This is a genomic window from Chitinophaga varians, assembly GCF_014529945.1.
Classification (GTDB): Bacteria; Bacteroidota; Bacteroidia; order Chitinophagales; family Chitinophagaceae; genus Chitinophaga; species Chitinophaga varians.
The window spans coordinates 1,001,762-1,021,889 of the sequence record NZ_JACVFB010000001.1 but is presented as its reverse complement, the minus strand read 5'-3'; the positions used below and the strand labels follow the sequence as shown (position 1 = coordinate 1,021,889).

The following is a 20,128-nucleotide window of genomic DNA, read 5'->3' as shown; positions in this document are numbered from 1 at the left end:
GATGGATGCCGACTTACAGCTCGTGTACATCGTAGGCGGCATCATTTTCCGTTGTGGTGGCGGTAGCCAGCTCCTGTATGTAAGCGGCCAGCTGTGCGATGTTCTTACATTCAAACAGCTTGCTGACAGAGAGCTGAATGGCCAGTTTCCGTTTGAGATGGGCCACCACCCTTACAGCCAGCAGCGAGTCGCCACCCAGCTCAAAGAAATCATCGTATATGCCTACCTGTGGTACTTCCAGCAGTTCCTGCCAGATAGCGGCCAGATCTTCTTCCATGGTATCACGCGGCGCTACGAATGTGCCTTTATGCAGATCATCCGGATCAGGCAACGCACGACGGTCAATTTTACCGCTGGCGGTTACCGGCAGCTGCTCCATCGGTATCAGCAAGGCAGGCACCATGTATTCCGGTAGCTTCTCTTTCAGGTAGCTCAGGATGCCCTCTTTATCGAAATCGCCTTGTGGCACGATATAGCCGACCAACCGTTTGTTATCAGCGCCGTCAGCTCTTGCCAGCACCACGGCTTCGTTCACCAGTTCACATTCCTGTAGTACGGTTTCAATTTCACCTAACTCTATACGGAAGCCGCGTATTTTCACCTGATGGTCTATACGGCCGATGTATTCGATATTACCGTCGGGCAGCCAGCGGGCGGTGTCTCCTGTCCGGTACAGACGGGCGCCAGGCGTAGCACTGAAAGGGTGCGGAATGAACTTCTCTGTGGTGAGTGTTTCCCTGTGGAGATAACCGCGGGCCAGGTTAGCACCGCCGATACACATCTCCCCTGCCACGCCGATGGGGCATAAAGCACCATAGCGGTCCAGTATGTATACGCTCACATTCGCGATAGGCTTACCGATGGTCACCACATTATCTTCCCGTATAGGCTGGTCCGTGAGGGTGGTACAAACCGTATTCTCCGTAGGCCCGTAGGCGTTAATGAGCCGGATACCCTTTCCTTGCAGGTATTTTCCGTCTTCCCGGTTCAGTGGCTCCCCGGCAGACACGATGGTTTTTACCGGTCCCAGTACGTCTTTGATAATATGCTGATAAGAAGGCGGCAGCGTCACCAGGTCCACCTGTTGGATATTGACCAGTTCCGCAAAGCTGTCGGCCGATAGCAAGTCTTCCTTACGCGGAAGTACGAGGATACCGCCGCTCAGCAGGGTGTTGAATATTTCATAGCAGGAAGCGTCAAAACCGAAGGAGGCAAACTGGAGGGAGCGCATGCCGGGCTTCAGCCACAGGGCGTCGCGTTGGCTGAGGGCCAGGTTCACCACGCCGCGATGTTCCAGCATCACGCCTTTGGGTTTGCCGGTAGAACCGGAAGTATAGATCACATAGGCCAGATCTCCCGGCGCCGGCAGTTTGGCCGGCTCTGTCACCGGGTAACTGCTGATGGCGGCGGCTTCTTCATCTACCAATACAATGGCGGCATCGGGATTGGCTACACGCAGTTTACCGCTGCAGCTGCTACTGCTCACCATCACATCCGCACCGGTATCTGTCAGCATGTAGCTGATACGGTCTGCCGGATACTCGGGGTCGATGGGCACATAGGCCGCACCGGCTTTCAGGATGCCCAGTATGCTGATGATCATTTCCAGCGAGCGTTCCAGGCAAATAGGCACCAGCGAACGGTTGGTCACCCCTTTGCCGCGGAGGTAGTGTGCCATCTGTGCCGCGCGCTCGTCGAGTTCGCGGTAGGTTAAATGCTGACCGGTGAATATCAGCGCGGTAGCTTCCGGTTGCAGGCCTACCTGTACTTTCAGCTGATCGATGATGGTATTGTTCAGCGGATAGTCAACGGCCGAATCATTGAACGTATGCAGGAGCGCTGTTTCTTCCACGGCGCTCAGCATGGCCATGGTGCCGATGCTGGCTCCCGGAGTGGCCACGGCGGTACGCAACAGCTGCTCGAAATGGCGCGCCATCCGCTGGATGGTATCTTCCCGGAAGAGGTCTGCGCAATATTCCACGCAACCCCGCAGCTCTCCGCCTACTTCTTCCAGCGTAAAGTTGAGGTCCACTTTAGTAGTGGTATAAGGAATATCTTCTATGGTAAATTGTACGTCCTGTAATTTGAATTCCGGTATCGCGGGCGCATTCTGTAATACGAAGGCGGCCTGGAACAGCGGCGTACGGCTCACATCACGGTCTTTCACCACCGCGTCCACAATCTTCTCGAAAGGCACTTCCTGGTGTGTAAAGGCACCCAGGGTGGTGGCCTTCACCTGTTGCAGGAAAGTAGAGAAGACCGGGTTATCACTTAGGTCAGCACGCAGCGCGATGGTATTGATAAACAGGCCTATCAGTCCTTCTGACTCGTGTTGTGTTCTGCCGGCTACCGGGCTGCCTACGCAGATATCATCCTGTCCGCTGTAACGGTGCAGGAGCACATTGTAAGCTGCCAGCAGGGCCATAAACAGTGTCACGCCTTCTTCCTGGCACAGCGACCGTATATTGCCTGTCAGTTCCTCATCGAGCATGAACCAGAAACGTGCGCCACGGGTGCTTTGTACCGCCGGACGAATAAAGTCCGTCGGCAGTTGTAACGGCGCCACATCATTCAGTTGACGTTTCCAGTATCCCAGCTGTTGTTCCAGCACATCGCCGGACAGGTAGTTCCTTTGCCAGAGGGCGTAGTCGGCGTATTGCACCGGCAGTGCTTTCAATTGCGGGGCGCGGCCTTCTGCGCCGGCCGCATATAGTTCCACCAGTTCATCCACGAGGATGGTGTTGGACCATCCGTCGGACGCGATATGGTGCAGGATGACCACGATCACGTGCTCCTGTTCAGACAGGGAGATGAGATGTACCCGCAACATATGGTCGTGTTGCAGATCGAAGGGTATAGCCACCAGGCGGGCTATTTCCTCATGCAGCGCTGCCACGTCGTGCAGGTAAGCAGGACGGCTGATGCTGTCCAGTCGCCAGTTACCTGCGGGTTTCACGCGCTGGAAGGCTTGTCCGTCTTCCTGCTCCATCACGGTGCGTAATACCTCGTGACGGTCAACGATGGTCTGGAAAGCCTGCTCCAGTATCTGTGGCTGCAGGTTGCCTTTGAGGCGCAGCACCGTTGGCACATGATAGTGCACGCTGCCTTCCATCTGGTCGATAAACCACAAACGTTCCTGGCTAAACGACAGCGGCACTTGTTTGGGTCTGTCTTGTTTTACCACAGCAGGCACGGTAGTGTCTACACGGTTGCCGTCGAGACGGGCTGACAACGCTTTTACGGTGGGATAGTCGAATACGTCGCCGATCACCACTTCCGCCGTCAGTTCCTTACGGATGGCGGAGATCAGGCGGATAGCCAACAGGGAGTGGCCACCCAGCGCAAAGAAATCATCCTGCAGGCCTACCTGCTCCACTTCCAACAGTCGGGCCCAGATAGCGGCCATTTTCACTTCGGTTGGTGTGGACGGGGCCGTATAGGCTTCACCGGTAGTTACCGTCACTTCCGGATCGGGCAAGGCCTTACGGTCTATTTTACCGTTCGGCAGCAGCGGGAAGTGGTCCAGCACCACCATGGAAGAGGGATGCATATAGTCCGGCAGCTCCTGACGGATATAATCATTTACCGCGTCACGGTCATATTCACCCTGGGGCACTACGTAGGCCACGAGACGTTTATCGCCGGAGGTATCGGTTTTCACCAGCACCACCGCCTGACTGATATTGTCAAAGGCAGCCAGTACGGACGCTATCTCTCCCGGTTCCACCCGGTATCCTCTGATCTTCACCTGATCGTCTATACGACCCAGGAAGAGGATATTGCCATCGGGCAGGTATTTCACCAGATCGCCGGTACGGTATGTCCGCTGGCCGGCGCCTGGTTGAAATGGGTCAGTGATAAATTTATGTTCCGTGAGTTCGGGCTGGTGTAAATATCCCCGGGCCACACCGGCGCCGCCAATCAGCAGCTCTCCCGGCACGCCTGCGGGGCATAGTTTACCCGCCGGACTCACAATGTATACGTTAGTATTTGAGAAAGGTTTGCCGATCGGAACGGTTTTTCCGTACACCTGGTCAGCGCTCACCACATGCAATAATTTTCCGATAGTCGTTTCCGTTGGTCCATAGTGGTTCACCACGGTGCAAGACGCCCTGGCCGCACGGATACTGTCGATCACGCCACTGTCCAACGCTTCACCACCGAATATCAGCAGTTTTTCAGGGAGCAGCAGGGTATCACCAGAGCAGAGCGCTTTCCAGTGGGAAGGCACCACCTTGATGCAGTCCAGCGGATGACGGCGCAGGTAACGGTTGATTTTCTCCGGATCGTTGATCGCTTCTTTGGAGAAGAGATGCAGCGCGCCGCCTGTCAGCAGGGAACCGAATATGACCGTGTTACCCAGGTCGGTAGCGATACTGGACAACAAACCGAAAGAATGACAGGTATCCAGTGGTGTGGCCGTTTTCAGGCCGTATGTATAATCTACCAGGTTACCATGTGAGACCAATACACCTTTCGGTTGACCCGTACTGCCGGAAGTATAAATTACATAGGCCACGCTGTCGGGCTTCACGGCAACGTCTATACGGGATGTATCCAGTGCGTTGATCTTCGCGGAGGCGCCATCGACAGCGATCACCTGCAATGATGGGCGCTGTGGCAAAAGTTTCGCACAGGCATCACTGCTCACGACCATCCTGGCGCCGGTATCTTTTAAGATGTAAGCTATTCGTTCTGCCGGGAATTCGGGGTCTATGGGCACGTAGGCAGCGCCGGCTTTCAGGATGCCCAGCATACCGGCAATGAGATGCACGGAACGCTCTATGCACAACGGCACCAGTTCACCGGGCTGTACGCCCAGGTTACGCAGGTAACGTGCGAGCTGATTGGCGCGGTCTTCCAGCTGCTGCCAGGTGAGCGTGTCCTCTTCAAATACCACAGCTGTCTCCGCTGCTACGCGGCCGACTTGCGCTTCGAACAGACTGGTAACGGTCGCCTCCTTCGGATATTCAACACTGGAAGTATGGACCAGTGAAGCTTTCTCCTCCGTCGTCAGCGGTTCTATGTCCGCCAGTATCGCAGCCTGCTGCGTTACGATCTGTTCCAACACCTTGCGGAAATGCCCTGCTATCATGCGGATATAAGGCTCCGGCAGAAGTCCGCTGTTGTAAGCGAACAACAGGGATGTTTGTTCTGCGATCGCAATAATGATGGTCAACGGATAGTTGGTATGCGGATGTATCTCTACATTCCGGATCCGCAACGCCCACTCACGGGCTTCCAGCACTTCATTAACGGGATAGTTCTGGAAGGTGATGGAGCTGTCGAACAGATCGCTGCCTACGCCGGTCCATTGCTGCACATCATTCAGACTGGCATACTGGTAGTCACGGCTTTTCAGCTGTCCTGCCTGTATGGCCTGCAGCCATGCCACGATCTCCTGATGTTCGTTCACACTGGTATGCAGCGGCAGGGTGTTGATATACAACCCTACCCGCTGTTCCACGCCCGGCAGGTCGTCTGGTCGTCCGGATACGGTAACGCCGTAGGAGATTTCATCCCGGCCGGTGTACCGATATAACAGGTACGCCCACACGCCTTCCATCAGCGTACTGGTGGTAATATGATGTTGCTGGGCGAAAGCCGTCAGCTGCCGGGTAAATGTACGGTCTAGTGCGAGCTGGTGTTCGAGATATAGGCCGCTGCCTTTCGTCCTTGTGGTGGCCGCATCAATAAATGGCAGCAATGTACCTTCGGTGGCACCTTGCAGGTATTGTTTCCAGAAAGCAGCCAGTTGCGCTTTGTCCTGTTTCTCCTGATAGCGGATATAATCTTCAAAGTGGTCTACTGTTACGGCAGGTAGCGCTTTATCTGTTACCAGCAGCTCGTAAGTATTGAGCAAGCTATCTACCAGTACCGGCAGCGACCAGCCGTCCAGCAAAATATGGTGGGATGTCCACAACATCCGGTAATGGTTATCTTTCAGCTGCACCAGTGTCAGTCGCATGAGCGGCGCTTCACGGAAATCAAATCCCTGACGCAGGTCTTCCGCTTTAAAGGTCGCAAAAGCTTCTTCCTGTGCGGCTTTGTCGAGGTGTGTATAATCGAGTATGGAGACAGGTATTTCCACCTGTTCGTATACACATTGCACCGGGATGCTGAATTCATCATAATAAAATCCGGTGCGCAGGATGGTATATTGTTGTAACAAGCGGTTCCAGCTCTGAATAAAGGCGTGCGGGCGCAACTGCTCCAGGTCGCAGATAAACTGTTCGATGTAAGTACCGCTCTCGCCATCATAGAGACCGTGGAAGAGCATACCTTCCTGCAATCCGCTGAGGCGGTAAAGGCCTGCTACCTGTTTCCGGCGATCGGTGCCTTTGTAGGGCGCGTCGAGGAAGCGGTCCAGTTCCTGCCAGCTGATCTCCTGTCCCAGGCCGTAATCCGCCGGTGTGGCTTTGGTATCCTGTTGCGCCACACAATGCAGTATCAGCACTTCCAGCTGCGACAGATAATCTGCCGCCAGCAGAGAGATCGTTGTGGCATCATAGTGCAACTGGCTATATTTCCATTGCACCACCAGTTCACCTCCCTGCACAATGCAGTCTACGCCCATCTTTTCATGGACCTTCAATGCCGGCGACAGTCCGGTGCCGGACGATTCTCTGGCGAGACCGAGGTAACTACCGGGCTGCGTCACATTATCCACCTGTCCGAGGTAGTTGAAGATGATGTCCCATGGATGACTGCCTTGCAGCGACGGTACTTTATTGATGTACTTCAGCACACCGTAACCAATCCCCTTGTCGGTGACCTTACGGAGACTTTCCTTCACTGTTTTCAGCAGTGCGTCCGGCGCCTCCTCTTCCGCGGCGGGCAGGTATACGGGATACAATGATGTAAACCAACCTACAGTACGACTGGTATCCACGCCGGCAGTGATATCCTCACGGCCATGGCCTTCGAGACCGATAACAGTACCGGCTCCGCCGCTCCAGGCGGACAATGTGCGGGTTAATGCCGCCAGCAACAGGTCATTCACTTCCGTGCGGTAAGCTGAGGTGGTACGCTGTAGGAGTTGTTGTGTTAAGGCAGCGTTTAGGCGTACTTCCTGTGTACGTAGGTCCGATGCCGTTATAGTTGTTGAGTGGTTAAAATCAGTCCGTAACGGGAGGTAACGTTCCTGCACCTGTTCCCAGAAAGGCTGCTGGCTTTGCAGGCGGTCCGACTGGCCATAGGCTGTCAGTGCCTGGTGCCATTGGCGGTAGGAAGTCCCTTTCGGCGCGGTCAACGCCGCAGGACCTTGTTGCAGCAATAGCTCCAGATCTTCCAGCAGAATACGCCAGGACACCCCGTCCACCGCCAGGTGATGGACCACCATCAGGAGGCGGTTGTCTTTTTCCTCCTCTGGTGTCTGCACCAGTACTGCTCTTATCAGGATGCCACTTTCGAGGCTGAGGGTCGCGTGATATTGGCGGGCCAGTTCTTCTATCCTGCCGGGTAGCAGGGCTGCGGAAACCGTCTGCAGGTCTTCTACCGCGAGCATACCTTCGTAAGTACCATAGGTTTGTTCCCAGTCGTCGCCGTTGTGCGTATATCTGAACCGAAGGCTGTCGTGTGTGGCCAGCAGTTGTTTAACAGCGGCTGCCAGCGCATCAGCATTTACTTGTTTGCTGATAGTCAGCAATACGCTTTGGTTGAAATACGGTGCATCCTGACCGGCTGTTTCCAGGTACCATTGTTGAATAGGCAATAAACCACTGGTCCCTGTCAATATGCCTTGCTCGCCCACCAGCACCGTTTTGCTGCGGGATTGCAATGCTGTTGCCAGGGCTGCAATAGTCTGATGTGTAAAGATGTCGCGGGGCTGGAATTCCAGGCCGGCCCTTCTGGCACGGCTCACCACCTGTATGGTAATGATGGAATCACCTCCGGATTCAAAGAAATTATCGTCAACGCCTATACGTGGCAGGTTGAGTAACTGTTGCCATATGTCGGCGAGTATGCGTTCTGTTTCGTTGCGTGGCGCGATGTATGCTCCGGCTGCTACGGCGGAGAAATCCGGATCAGGCAGCGCTTTGCGGTTCACCTTACCACTGGCCGTAAGCGGAATGTCTTCCAGCGGCACCAGAATGGCCGGCACCATGTATTCGGGCAGCCTTTCCCGTAGTGCGGAAATGATCGCCTCTTTATCGAACGTTGTTGCCGGCACCACATAGCCAATCAGGCGTTTATGGCCACCCGCATCCTCTCTCACCACGACGGCGGCATCATTGACCAGCTGTGAATCGAGCAACGCATTTTCGATCTCGCCCGGTTCTACACGGAAGCCGCGGATTTTCACCTGGTCGTCTATACGACCCAGGTATTCGATGTTGCCATCCGGCAGCCAGCGGCACAAGTCACCGGTACGGTACATCGTCGCGCCTGCAGCCTGACTGAAAGGATCTGCCACAAATTTTTCGGCGGTCAGGTCGGCACGATGCAGATAACCTCTGGCCACCTGCGTCCCACCGATGTGTAATTCACCTGCAATACCGGGAGGCAGCAGATGCCCCGCTTTATCTAGGATATAAAGTTGTGTATTAGCCACCGGTTTGCCTATCGGCACCAGGTCGACATGACCCGACGCAGGGGCATGCCAGCAGGTAACATCGATGGCTGCCTCCGTAGGTCCGTACAGGTTATACAGGCCCACATGCGGCAGTTTTTCCTGCACAGCCATCACCTGTTGAGGCTTCAGCGCTTCGCCGCTGCACAGCACCCGCTGTAATGACGGGCAGGCGCCGCTGTCGATATTTTCCAGAAACACATTCAACAGGGAAGGCACGAAGTGAATGGTCGTAATGCCATACTGCCGGATAGCTGCCTGTAGGTAGTCCGCATCTTTCTGGCCTTCCGGTTTGGCGAACACCAGTTTCGCGCCGCAGATCAATGGCCACAGCAGTTCCCATACAGACACGTCGAAGCTGAAGGTTGTCTTCTGCAACACCGCATCTTCCGGCGTCAGGCCGAAGTATTCCTGTGTCCAGAGGAGGCGGTTCACCACGCCGCGGTGTTCATTCATCGCCCCTTTGGGGTTACCGGTAGAACCGGAGGTATAGATCACATAAGCGAGATGGTCGGGCGCAATCTTCAGATCCGGCGCCACTACGGGGTAACCGCTGATGGTGGTCCAGTCCGTATCCAGTTTGATCAACGTAACATGGGAAGGCACCAGCGCCGCTGTCCGGCTATCGCCTACTACCACCGTCGCTTTGGTATCTTTCAGCATATAATGGACGCGCTCTTCCGGGTAAGCCGGATCTACCGGAACATAAGCCCCGCCGGCGCGCAAAACGCCCAGGATAGCCACGATCATGGCATTGGAACGCTCCAGCAAAATGGGCACCAGTGTTTCGCGGCCTACTCCTTTGCTGTGCAGATAGCTGGCCAGCTGTGCGGAACGTTCTTCCAGTTCCCGGTAAGTCAGCGCCTCTTCCTCAAAAATCGTGGCGATGGCTTCCGGCGTGCGGTGAGCCTGTTCGGTGAAAAGGCTTACCAGCGTTTTATCTTGCGGATAGTCGGCCGCGGTATCATTAAACGCATGCAGTTGCTCGCGCTCTGCATTTGTCAACCATTCCAGCTCCCGTACCAGCACATTGCCGGATGACATGACCTGCAATAGTACCTTTTCAAAGTGTGCCGCGATGGCCTCTACATAGTCGGCCAACAGGATATCTGAATTGTAATTGAAGCGGATGCTGGTCGTTTCTCCTGCTTCGATGATAATATCCAGCGGATAGTTCGTGTGCTCATGAACAGACGCGTTATCTATCCGCAGGCGCCAATGGTCGGACCCTACCGCTTTGCTGATCGGGTAGTTTTCGAATACCAGCAGGCTGTCAAACAAATCACCGGAAATACCTGCGCCGCGCTGGATGGTATCCAGACCGGTATATTGGAACTCCCTGCTCTCCAGCTGGGCCGCCTGTATGTCCTGCAACCAGGACACCATGCGGCTGTTTTCCTGCACCGTTGTATGTAATGGCAGCGTGTTGATATACAGGCCTACACGTTGTTCTACACCTGGCAGGTCTTCCGGGCGACCGGAAACGGTAACACCGTAGGTCACTTCATTACGACCGGTATATCTGGATAACAAGAACGCCCACACGCCCTGCATTATAGTATTAATGGTCACCCTTTGCTGTTGCGCAAAACGGGTCAGTGTAGCGGTAGTATCCTTATCCAGCAATACGCTCACTGCTTTGTAGACGCCGGAACCTTTGGTACGTTCAGCCGTAGCAGGGATAAACGGCAACAACGTGCCTTCATCTGCATCTTTCAGGTAGCCCTGCCAGTAAGCTGACGCCTGCGCTTTGTCCTGCTGCTCCACATAATGGATATAATCGCTGTACTGATCTTTTTCGTAGATGCCTGCTGGCTCTCCGGCTGACAGTCTTTCGTATGTGTTCAACAGATTTTCCAGCAATACCGCTAATGACCAACCATCGAAAAGAATATGATGGAATGTCCACAGCATACGGTAACGCTTGTCCTGCAAGCGTATCAGCGCCACCCGCATCAACGGCACTTCTGTGAAATCGATGCCCCGCTCCTGATCTGCTGCTTCATAATCCTTCAACGCCTGTTGTTGTGCCGCCGCGTCCAGATGGCTGTAGTCGAGCAGTTCAAACGGCATCTCTGCCTGCTCATAAGCACATTGCAGCGGTATGCTGAACTCATCATAATAGAAACCGGTACGTAATACGCTGTATCGGCCCAGCAGGTGGTTCCAGCTCTGTTGCAACAGGCTGATGTCCGGATCTTCCAGATCGCATCCCAGTTGCTCGATATAAGCAGCATTATGTTTATCGTACAGTCCGTGGAAGAGCATGCCTTCCTGCAGACCGCTGAGGCGGTAGATCCCTTCTACCTGCCCTTGTCTCGGCGCGCCCCGGAAACTATCTGCCATAAAGGCATTCAGCTCGGCGATGCTGATAACATTGCCCAGCCCGAAATCGGATGGCGTGAAAACAGCTTCCTGTCTGGAGGCACAATGTGCAATCAGTGTTTCCAGCTGTGTCAGATACAAGGCAGACAATGCCGCGATATCCGCTGCTTCAAAATGGCGGGTACTGTAACTCCAGTCAAGCACCAGTTCCCCGTTTTGGATGATACTGTTGACCGCTATTTTTTCATGCACGGGATAATCCGGCGCCATGCCTTGTCCCGGCAGTTCTTCTGCGTGGCGGACAGGCCCCGCGTCACTCACTACCCGGTCCACCTGGCCCAGGTAGTTAAACACGATGTCCCACGGATCTTTACCCTGCAATGCAGGAACTTTGGCGAGATATTTCAGTACCCCGAAACCGATACCTCTGTCGGGCACCTGGCGGAGCTGTTCTTTGACAGCTGTAAGCACGGCGCCAATGTCCTGTTTTCCGGTCACGTCCAGCAACACCGGATACAACGAGGTAAACCAACCTACGGTATGCGTGGTGTCAATGCCTTTAGCGATGTCTTCGCGACCATGGCCTTCCAGGCCGACGATCACCTGCTGCTGGCCATTCCATGCCGCTACCGCCTGCGCCAGTGCGCACAATAGGATATCATTGATTTCAGTATGATAGGCCCTGGGCGCTTCCTGTAACAACGCGATTGTTTTGGCCGCGTCCAGTCGCACCTGCTGTTGGCGTATATCCTTCAGCGTAACAGGCTGTGTATTGTCTTTTTGTTTTTTCAGCGGCGTATACTGACCAGCTATTTTCTCCCAGTAAGCCGGCTGGCTGGTCAGCAACGTCTGATGGCCATAAGTGGTGAGCGCTTCCTGCCATTGGCGGATGGACGTACCTTTTGCACCCAGCACTTCCTCTACAGGTTTGTTATCATTATTTTTCAGCAGCAGCACCAGGTCTTCCAATATAATTCTCCATGACACACCATCTACCGCCAGGTGATGTACCGCCAGCAGCAGGTGGTTCTGTGCTTCCGCCGAAGGCGTTAACAACAGGGTGGCATGCAACAAAATGCCGGCCGTAATATCCAGGCTGCGATGTGCCGCTTCTGCGTAGGATAACACCTGTTCGGATAACGCCGCAGGTGATATTGCGTGCAGGTCTATTACTTCCAGGGAGCCTTCCGTATGGCCGTAATGTTGTTTCCATCCGGAAGCCTGCTGCTGATAGGTGAAACGCAGCGCATCATGGTAGCGGACCAGGCCCGCGATGGCAGTAGCAAGAGTTTCCGGTGCGATGTCCTTATCGATCTTCACCCATAAGCCCTGGTTGTAGTGTGATACGGTGGGAGCTTCGCTGTTAAAATACCATTGTTGAATGGGCAGTAAACCACTTTCTCCGGTGAGCGTACCTTGTTCACCGGCATTCACCGCCTGTTGACCAGCGCCCAGCATCACTGCCAGGCTACCGATGGTCTGATGCAGGAAGAGATCGCGCGGATGCAAATGATAACCGGCACGACGCGCGCGGCTCACCACTTGTATGGTGATGATAGAGTCGCCTCCCAGTTCAAAGAAATTATCGTGCAGCCCTACCCGTTCTACACCGAGCAGGTCTTTCCAGATGAGCGCCAGCGCGCGTTCTGTGTCTGTACGCGGTGCGATGTATTCGTTCGTCAGCACAGCACCGGCGTCAGCGTCGGGCAGCGCTTTTTTATCTACTTTACCGTTGCGGGTCAGCGGCAATCTATCCAATTCCACCAGGATGGCAGGGACCATGTAATCCGGCAGTTTATCTTTCAGATAAGCCAGGATAGCGGCCCTGTCATAGGTGCCGTTAGGCACCACATATCCCACCAGGCGTTTGTTGCCTTTGTTATCCGCTTTCGCCAGTACCACCGCCTGATTCACCAGTTCACATTTGGTCATCACGCTTTCTATCTCGCCCAACTCAATGCGGAAGCCACGGATTTTCACCTGGTCATCTATGCGGCCCAGGTATTCCACTGTGCCGTCCGGCAACCAGCGACCGAGGTCACCGGTGCGGTACATACGGGCATTGGTATCATGGCTGAAAGGATCGGCCACAAACCTCGTTTCGGTGAGCTCCGGACGATGGAGGTAACCTCTGGCCAGACCTGCACCACCTACATGCAGCTCTCCTGCCACGCCCGCCGGCGCCAGTCCGCCATACGGGTCCAGAATATACAGGCTCAGGGTCGGAATAGGTACGCCTATCACACTGCCGCTATTGGCATGATGTAATGCGATCGGCTGATAGGTGACGTGTACCGTGGTTTCGGTAATACCGTACATATTGACCAGACGGCAGTCGCCATACGATTGCAGCCATGGCTGTACCTTACCGGGATTCAGCGCTTCTCCGCCGAAGATCACATAACGCACCGGCACGGTGTCTGTAACACCTGTCAGATAGTCCTGCAACACATAGAACGCAGAAGGCGTCTGGTTCAGGATGGTCACCTTCTCCCGCAGCAACAACTCCCCAAAGGCAATAGCATCCTGTGCTACCGGCTTGGGCACTATCACCACACGGCCACCGTAAAACAGGGCACCATACATTTCCCACACGGAGAAGTCGAAGCAGAAAGAGTGGAACATGGTCCACACGTCGTTGCTGTTAAAGTCATACAACGGCGCGTCTGTCTCAAACAATCTTACCACATTACGATGCTCTATCAGCACCCCCTTGGGATTACCGGTAGAGCCGGAGGTATAAATCACATAGGCGAGGTGGGAAGGCTTCAGTTGCGTTACCGGCGGCGCTGCCTTGTGTGCGGCGGGGGTACGCAGCTTTTTATCTACAGCCACCACCACGGTGTCTTTACGACCGGTTTTTACTTTGTCTTTGCAGGTGCTGCTGGTAACGATCACAGTAGCAGCGGTATCATCCAGCATAAAGCGGATGCGCTCCTCCGGATAATCCGGGTCTATAGGCACATACGCGCCACCAGCCTTCAGAATAGCCAGTATGCCAACGATCATATCCAGCGAACGTTCTATACAGATGGGCACCAGCGTATCTTCTACCACGCCTTTTTCGCGCAGATGATGCGCCAGTTGATTGGAACGCGCATGCAGCTCACGATAGGTCAGCGATTCGTTATCCAGCGACACGGCTACGGCATCGGGCGTACGAAGCGCCTGTTCCATCAGCAGGTCCACGATGGTTTTTTCTGTAGGATAACCAACCGCTGCGGCATTGAAAGTCTCCAGCAACTGTTCGCGTTCTCCTTTGGCGAGCATGGGCAGCAGACCGATTTTTTCTTCCGGCTTCAGCACCACGCTGCGAAGCAGCTGTTCAAAATGTTGCCACAAACGCAGAATCGTTTGATGATCGAACAGATCGCTGCAATATTCTACATTCACCTCAATACCGTCACGGTTTTCGATGGCGGAGAAACTTAAGTCAAACTGGGCGGTGGTATGTTCAAACACTTCTTCTTTTACAGAGACGCTGCCAAGGCTGATCGCCGGAATATCCGGCATGTTCTGTAAACCGAAGACCACCTGGAACAACGGCGTTCTGCTAAGGTCTCTGCTGGTGACTACGGCATCCACTATTTTCTCAAAAGGCACTTCCTGATGATCATAAGCGCCCAGCGTCGTTTCTTTCACCTGTTGCAACAGGGCGGTGAAGGAAGGATTATTTCCCAGATCGCTGCGCAACGCCAGCGTATTCACAAAGAACCCGATCAGTCCTTCCACCTCCTGCTGTATTCTGCCGGCAACGGGGCTGCCTACGCAGATATCATCCTGTCCACTGTAACGGTGCAACAATACCTTAAATGCAGCCAACAATGTCATGAACAGCGTAGCATCCTGTTGTTGCGCCAGCTGCTTTAATTGTTCCTTTAGAATATTTTCTATTTTGAAAGTAGCCATGCTGCCACGTCTGCTTTGCACCACCGGACGGGTACGGTCGGTGGGCAGGTTCAGCGGCGCTACGCTTTGCAATTGTTGTTTCCAATATTCCAATCGCGTTTCCAGCACTTCGGGCGTCAGCCAGTTACGCTGCCAAACGGCGAAATCAGCATATTGCAGGTCCAGATCGGCCACTGCCGCCGGGCTGTCTTCCGTATAGGCTTCATAGTAAGCCGCCAGCTCATTTACCAATATGGAAACAGACCAGCCGTCGGAGGCGATATGGTGCATCACCATCACGAGGATGTATTCTTCATGGGCACCTTCCATCAGGTGGGCCCGCAGCATATGGTCTTCCGAGAGGTTGAACGGCGTATTGATCACCGACAGGATATGCTGATGCAGGGTAGCCGTGTCCGTGAGACGCAGGTCCCACTGCGATGCGTCCATCTTCCATTTGTCTTTGTCCATTACCTGCTGATAGGCGGTACCGTTTTTCTCGCGGATAACGGTGCGCAATATCTCGTGGCGGTTCACCAGCGCCTGCAAAGCCTTCACCAGCGCTTCTTTATTGAGCGCGCCTTTCAGTCGCAGGGCCAGTGGCATATGATACGCCAGAGAGCCTTCCAGCTCATCGATAAACCACAAACGTTCCTGGCTAAACGATAACGGTATCAGCGAAGGGCGACGGCCGGTCAGCACCGGTGGCAGCAGGCTGCTTCTGTCCTGCTGGTCCAGATACACCGCCAGATCGCTGATGGTCGGATACAGGAAGAAATCCCGTACTGTCAGCTCCGCATTCATCACTTTTCTGATAGCAGACACCGCGCGGGTGGCCAGCAGGGAGTGCCCGCCGGATTCAAAGAAATTATCTTTTACGCCGATGGTCTCCACCCGGAGCAGGTCTGTCCAGATAGCAGCCAGCTCACGCTCTGTGGGCGTTACGGGCGCCTGGTAATAGATACTGCTTTTACGCTGCAGGTCTTCCCGTTCGCTAAGGAACCGGCGGTCTGTCTTACCGTTGTTGGTCAGCGGTAACTGCTGCAGGGCGATAAAGTCACCCGGGACCATATAGTCCGGCAGCAGTTTGGCCATCGCTTCGCGGATATCACGTTGTATCAGCGCACAGATATCGGGGAACAGCGGAACGCTGGTCTTAGGCGTGGAGGCAGCAACGGCAGGCACTGCGGCCCGCTCGATGACACCGTCAAAGGGATGACGCTCCAGCACGAGGTCGGCTTTCAGCGGGTCTTCATGCACCAGCAAACGATAGTGATATCCTTTGGCTTTAGCGAGACGGACAATTTCCTGTACCATACGGGTTTCCGGGTCAGCCTTGGTGCTGAAAGCAGTCAGCTCGCGGACTGTTTCCACGGCTTTGCTCCGTACTGCCAGGTCCAGCAACCTTTCCTTCCACAGTCTTGGGTTAGGTACATCTTTTAAAGCGATGATGTCATTGCCCGCTGTCAGGTCGTCGAGCACGCTGCTTTTATCTTCCAGCGTATCCCATGACTGCCAGTTGGTGCGAAGGACATTCTTTTCCTTCCCTACGTGTATGATAACGGTATAACGGTAAAGGCTCAACTCATTGCTGTAGTCTGCCTCTTTCCATTGAATATTGATATGGGTGATTTCCGGGAAGATGTTGGCCAACTGGTAAAAATAAGCCGGGGAGAAACACAGCTCTTCCTCTTTCAGCACTTCCTGTTCCACCTGCCAGTTGAATTCGCGGATGTTCGTTCTGTCTTGCAGTACATCCAGTTGAAGCCTGCGTTTAAAAGAAGGCAGCAGGCGGAGATCACGCACGTCGCCGATGATGATGGTACCACTGCCTTTCAGCAGAGAGACGCATTTGGTGAGTACGTCCGTCATGTATTGTTCTCCCGGGAAATACTGTACGATGGAGTTGAGGATAATGGTATCGATGGACTCCTGTTCATCGATCACCACATCGTGTGCCGCGCACAATTTCAGCGTAGTGTCCGGGTAAGTACGTTCTTTTTTATCTATTCTCCGTTGTATCTGTGCCATCGATACGCTGGAGAAGTCGGTACCGATGTAGCGGTCGATATGCCCCACCAGCTGATAGTAAATCAGACCGGTGCCACTACCAATTTCGAGTACCCGTTTGGGTGACTCGGCGAGGATCACTTTGGTGATATCCTGTAACCATTGTGCCATGAGCTCCGGTGCAATAGCGCCGCCGGTAAAGCTGTCATTCCAGCCGGTGATGTTAAACTCCTCGTCCAGGTCCGGCACCTCTTCCGCTTTGGTGTAAGCTGTTTCATACAGCTCTTTCCATGTTTCCACCTGCTGCAGGTACAGCTGCGCCTCTTTTTTTCGTATAGCCTGCTGGTCGGGGATATAATAGCCTACGAGCCTTTTTTCACCGGGCGCCTGTTGTTTCACCACTACAGCACCGGCCGTGACTTCATCGAGGCTGTTGAGCACTTTTTCTATTTCGCCGGGCTCTATACGGTAACCGCGGATTTTCACCTGGTCGTCTATACGGCCAAGATATTCCACGGTGCCATCGGCCAGCCAGCGGGCGCGGTCACCGGTGCGATACAGGCGGGCGCCTTGTTCACCGCTGAAAGGATCGGCCACAAATTTTTCCGCCGTCAGCTCCGGCTGATGCAGATAGCCTGCCGAAACGCCGGCGCCGCCCACATACAACTCCCCTGCTACGCCAATTGGCGCAGGGTTACCGAAAACATCCAACACATAAGCGGTACGGTTGCCTAACGGTCGGCCGATAGGAATACTCTTACCACGTGTTAAGGTATCAATCGCATAAGTAAGCGAGAAGGTCGTATTCTCCGTAGGGCCATAGCCGTTAATAACGGTCGTCTGAGGCCATGCCGCCCGGAAGCGGCGGATATGTTCTTCCGACAGCTTCTCTCCTCCTACCATCACGACAGCAAGCCCTTCGAACAGTTGTATATCATCATCCACCAACTGATTAAACCAGCTGGCGGTAAACCACATCTTGGTGACTTTTCGATTGCGGATCTCTTCCCGCAGCAAGCGGTTATCGAGAAAATGATTTTGCGGGCACATGACCAGCTGCCCGCCGTTGAGCAACATTCCCCAGTATTCTATAGTGGTGGCATCAAAAGAAGGTGAACCGGTAGATAACAACACGTCATCCGGTCCGAGCGGCACAAAATTACCGCCTGTAGCCAGGCTCACCACGTTGCGATGTGTTACCAGTGCGCCTTTGGGCTTACCGGTAGAACCGGAAGTATACATCACATAGGCCACTGCCTCTGCAGTAAGATTGGTTTGCACCGGTATCGCCGGTAGTGCTTCCAGTGCTGCCGTCATCTGATCGGTGCACAGCAACACCGCATCCGGCGCCGCATCCAGGAGGAGCGCCTGATAGGCCGTACTGGTGAGTATCCTGTTACCACCGGTATCCTGCAACATAAAGCGGATGCGCTCTTTAGGATATTCCGGATCAATAGGCACATATACGCCACCGGCTTTCAGGATGCCAAGGATGCCGACGATCAGTTCCACGGAACGGTCCAGACATACAGGCACAAACACGCCCGGCCTAATGCCCAGATTTTTCAGGTATTGCGCCAGTCGGTTGGCACGCTCTTCCAGCGTTTTGTAGGTCAGCTGCTCACTACCGAAGGACAAGGCCACGGCCGCCGGCGTTTTCTGCGCCTGCTGATCAAACAGGGCGGTAATCGTTTGACCGGCAGGATAAGCCACGGCCGTATTGTTGAACGCATGCAGGACCGCTTCTTTCTCTGCCGCAGGCAGGATATCAAAAGCGCCTACCTGCGTAGCGGGGTTGTCCACCACGCTGTTCAACAGCTGCAGGTAGTGGGTCACCATGCGTTGCATGGTAGCTTCGCTGAACAGGTCCACACAATATTCCAGCTCCACCAGGATACCATCGGGTTGTTCCAGCAGCGACCAATACTGATCAAACAGACTGGTGATATGTTTCACCGGTTCACGGGTAATGAGCGTTTCACCCATTTTCAATGCCGGCATCGGCGGCTCGTTGTCCAGCACAAAAATCACCTGGAAGAGTGGGTTTTTACTCACGTCCCTTTCCCCTCCCATCATCTCCACCACTTTTTCAAAAGGTGCGTCCTGATGTTCGTAGGCATCCAGCAACGTGTTTCTCATCTGCCCGAGGAACGTGGTAAATGCGGGATTGCCACTCAGGTCACTTCTGAGCGCCAGCGTATTGACAAAAAATCCGATCAGCTCTTCTATTTCCGTCTGCGTTCTGCCGGCGATAGCGCCGCCTACGCACACATCTTCCACACCGCTGTAGCGGTACAACAGCACTTTAAAAGCAGCCAGCAGCGTCATATACAGCGTCGCATTCTGTTCGCGGGAAAGCTGCCGCAGCTTGTTGGTCAGTTCAATATCAATCAGGAAGGTGATCATGGCGCCACGGGTACTTTTCAGCAGCCCCCGGTCCCCATCAGTAGGTAGTTCCAGCAAAGTAGTGCCCGATAATTTCTTCCGCCAGTAAGCCAGCTTTTTATCCAGAAAAATTCCCTGCAGGTACTTGCGTTGCCACAGGGCATAGTCTGCATATTGTACCGGCAGCGGCGCCATGGTGTCTGTATGCCCTCCGTTATAAACGGCGTACAGTTCCACCATTTCTTTGAACAATACGGACATGGACCAGCCATCCGCCGCGATATGGTGAATGACGATCACCAGCATATGTTCATCCGGCGACAGTTTAATGAGATGTGCCCGGAAGATATGATCACTCGTAAGATCGAAAGGAATATTGAACAGGGTAGTGATATAGGCATCCAGCTGCACGGGGTCTTCCTGATAGCGTTCATCATCCGTGAAGCCCATGTGCCAGCGGTCTTTTTCCAGCAGATGCTGGTATGGGCGACCTTCTTCCTGTAAGATGACGGTGCGTAATATCTCGTGACGGTTCACGATCGCCTGAAAAGTACGTTCCAGTGAAGCTGTGTCCAGCCGGCCTTTCACGCGGAAGGCACCTTTCATGTGGTATTGCACGCTTCCCTGCAGTTGGTCGATGAACCACAGACGCTCCTGGCTATATGAAAGCGGTACGTGGCCTTCGAAGATGCCGGCCAGCGGAACGATTTCCGAGGCATATTCCTCTTCCGTATCTTTTTGTTTCAGGTATTCGATCAGGTGGACTTTATGTTGTCTTAATTTGATGAGAAACGATTCATCGATTTCCCGGTCGTCCTCCATATTCAGCAACAGGCTGTCGTCTTCAATTGATATAGTGACCCCATTTTCAGTAGCCTGTTGCAGCAGGGCTACAATATCGTTAACATTTAAACTGGGCATTGTAGTAGTATTTTATGAAAATTGCTG

General features: G+C 54.0%; 1 protein-coding gene. It reads right to left on the bottom strand.

Annotation, left to right across the window (positions count from 1 at the left end):
• Positions 1 to 13 precede the first annotated feature (13 nt).
• On the bottom strand, positions 14 to 20,101 hold the full coding sequence (locus ICL55_RS03630) for a non-ribosomal peptide synthase/polyketide synthase (RefSeq protein ID WP_188094673.1): 20,088 nt from the start codon (positions 20,099 to 20,101) through the stop codon (positions 14 to 16).
• Positions 20,102 to 20,128 lie beyond the last annotated feature (27 nt).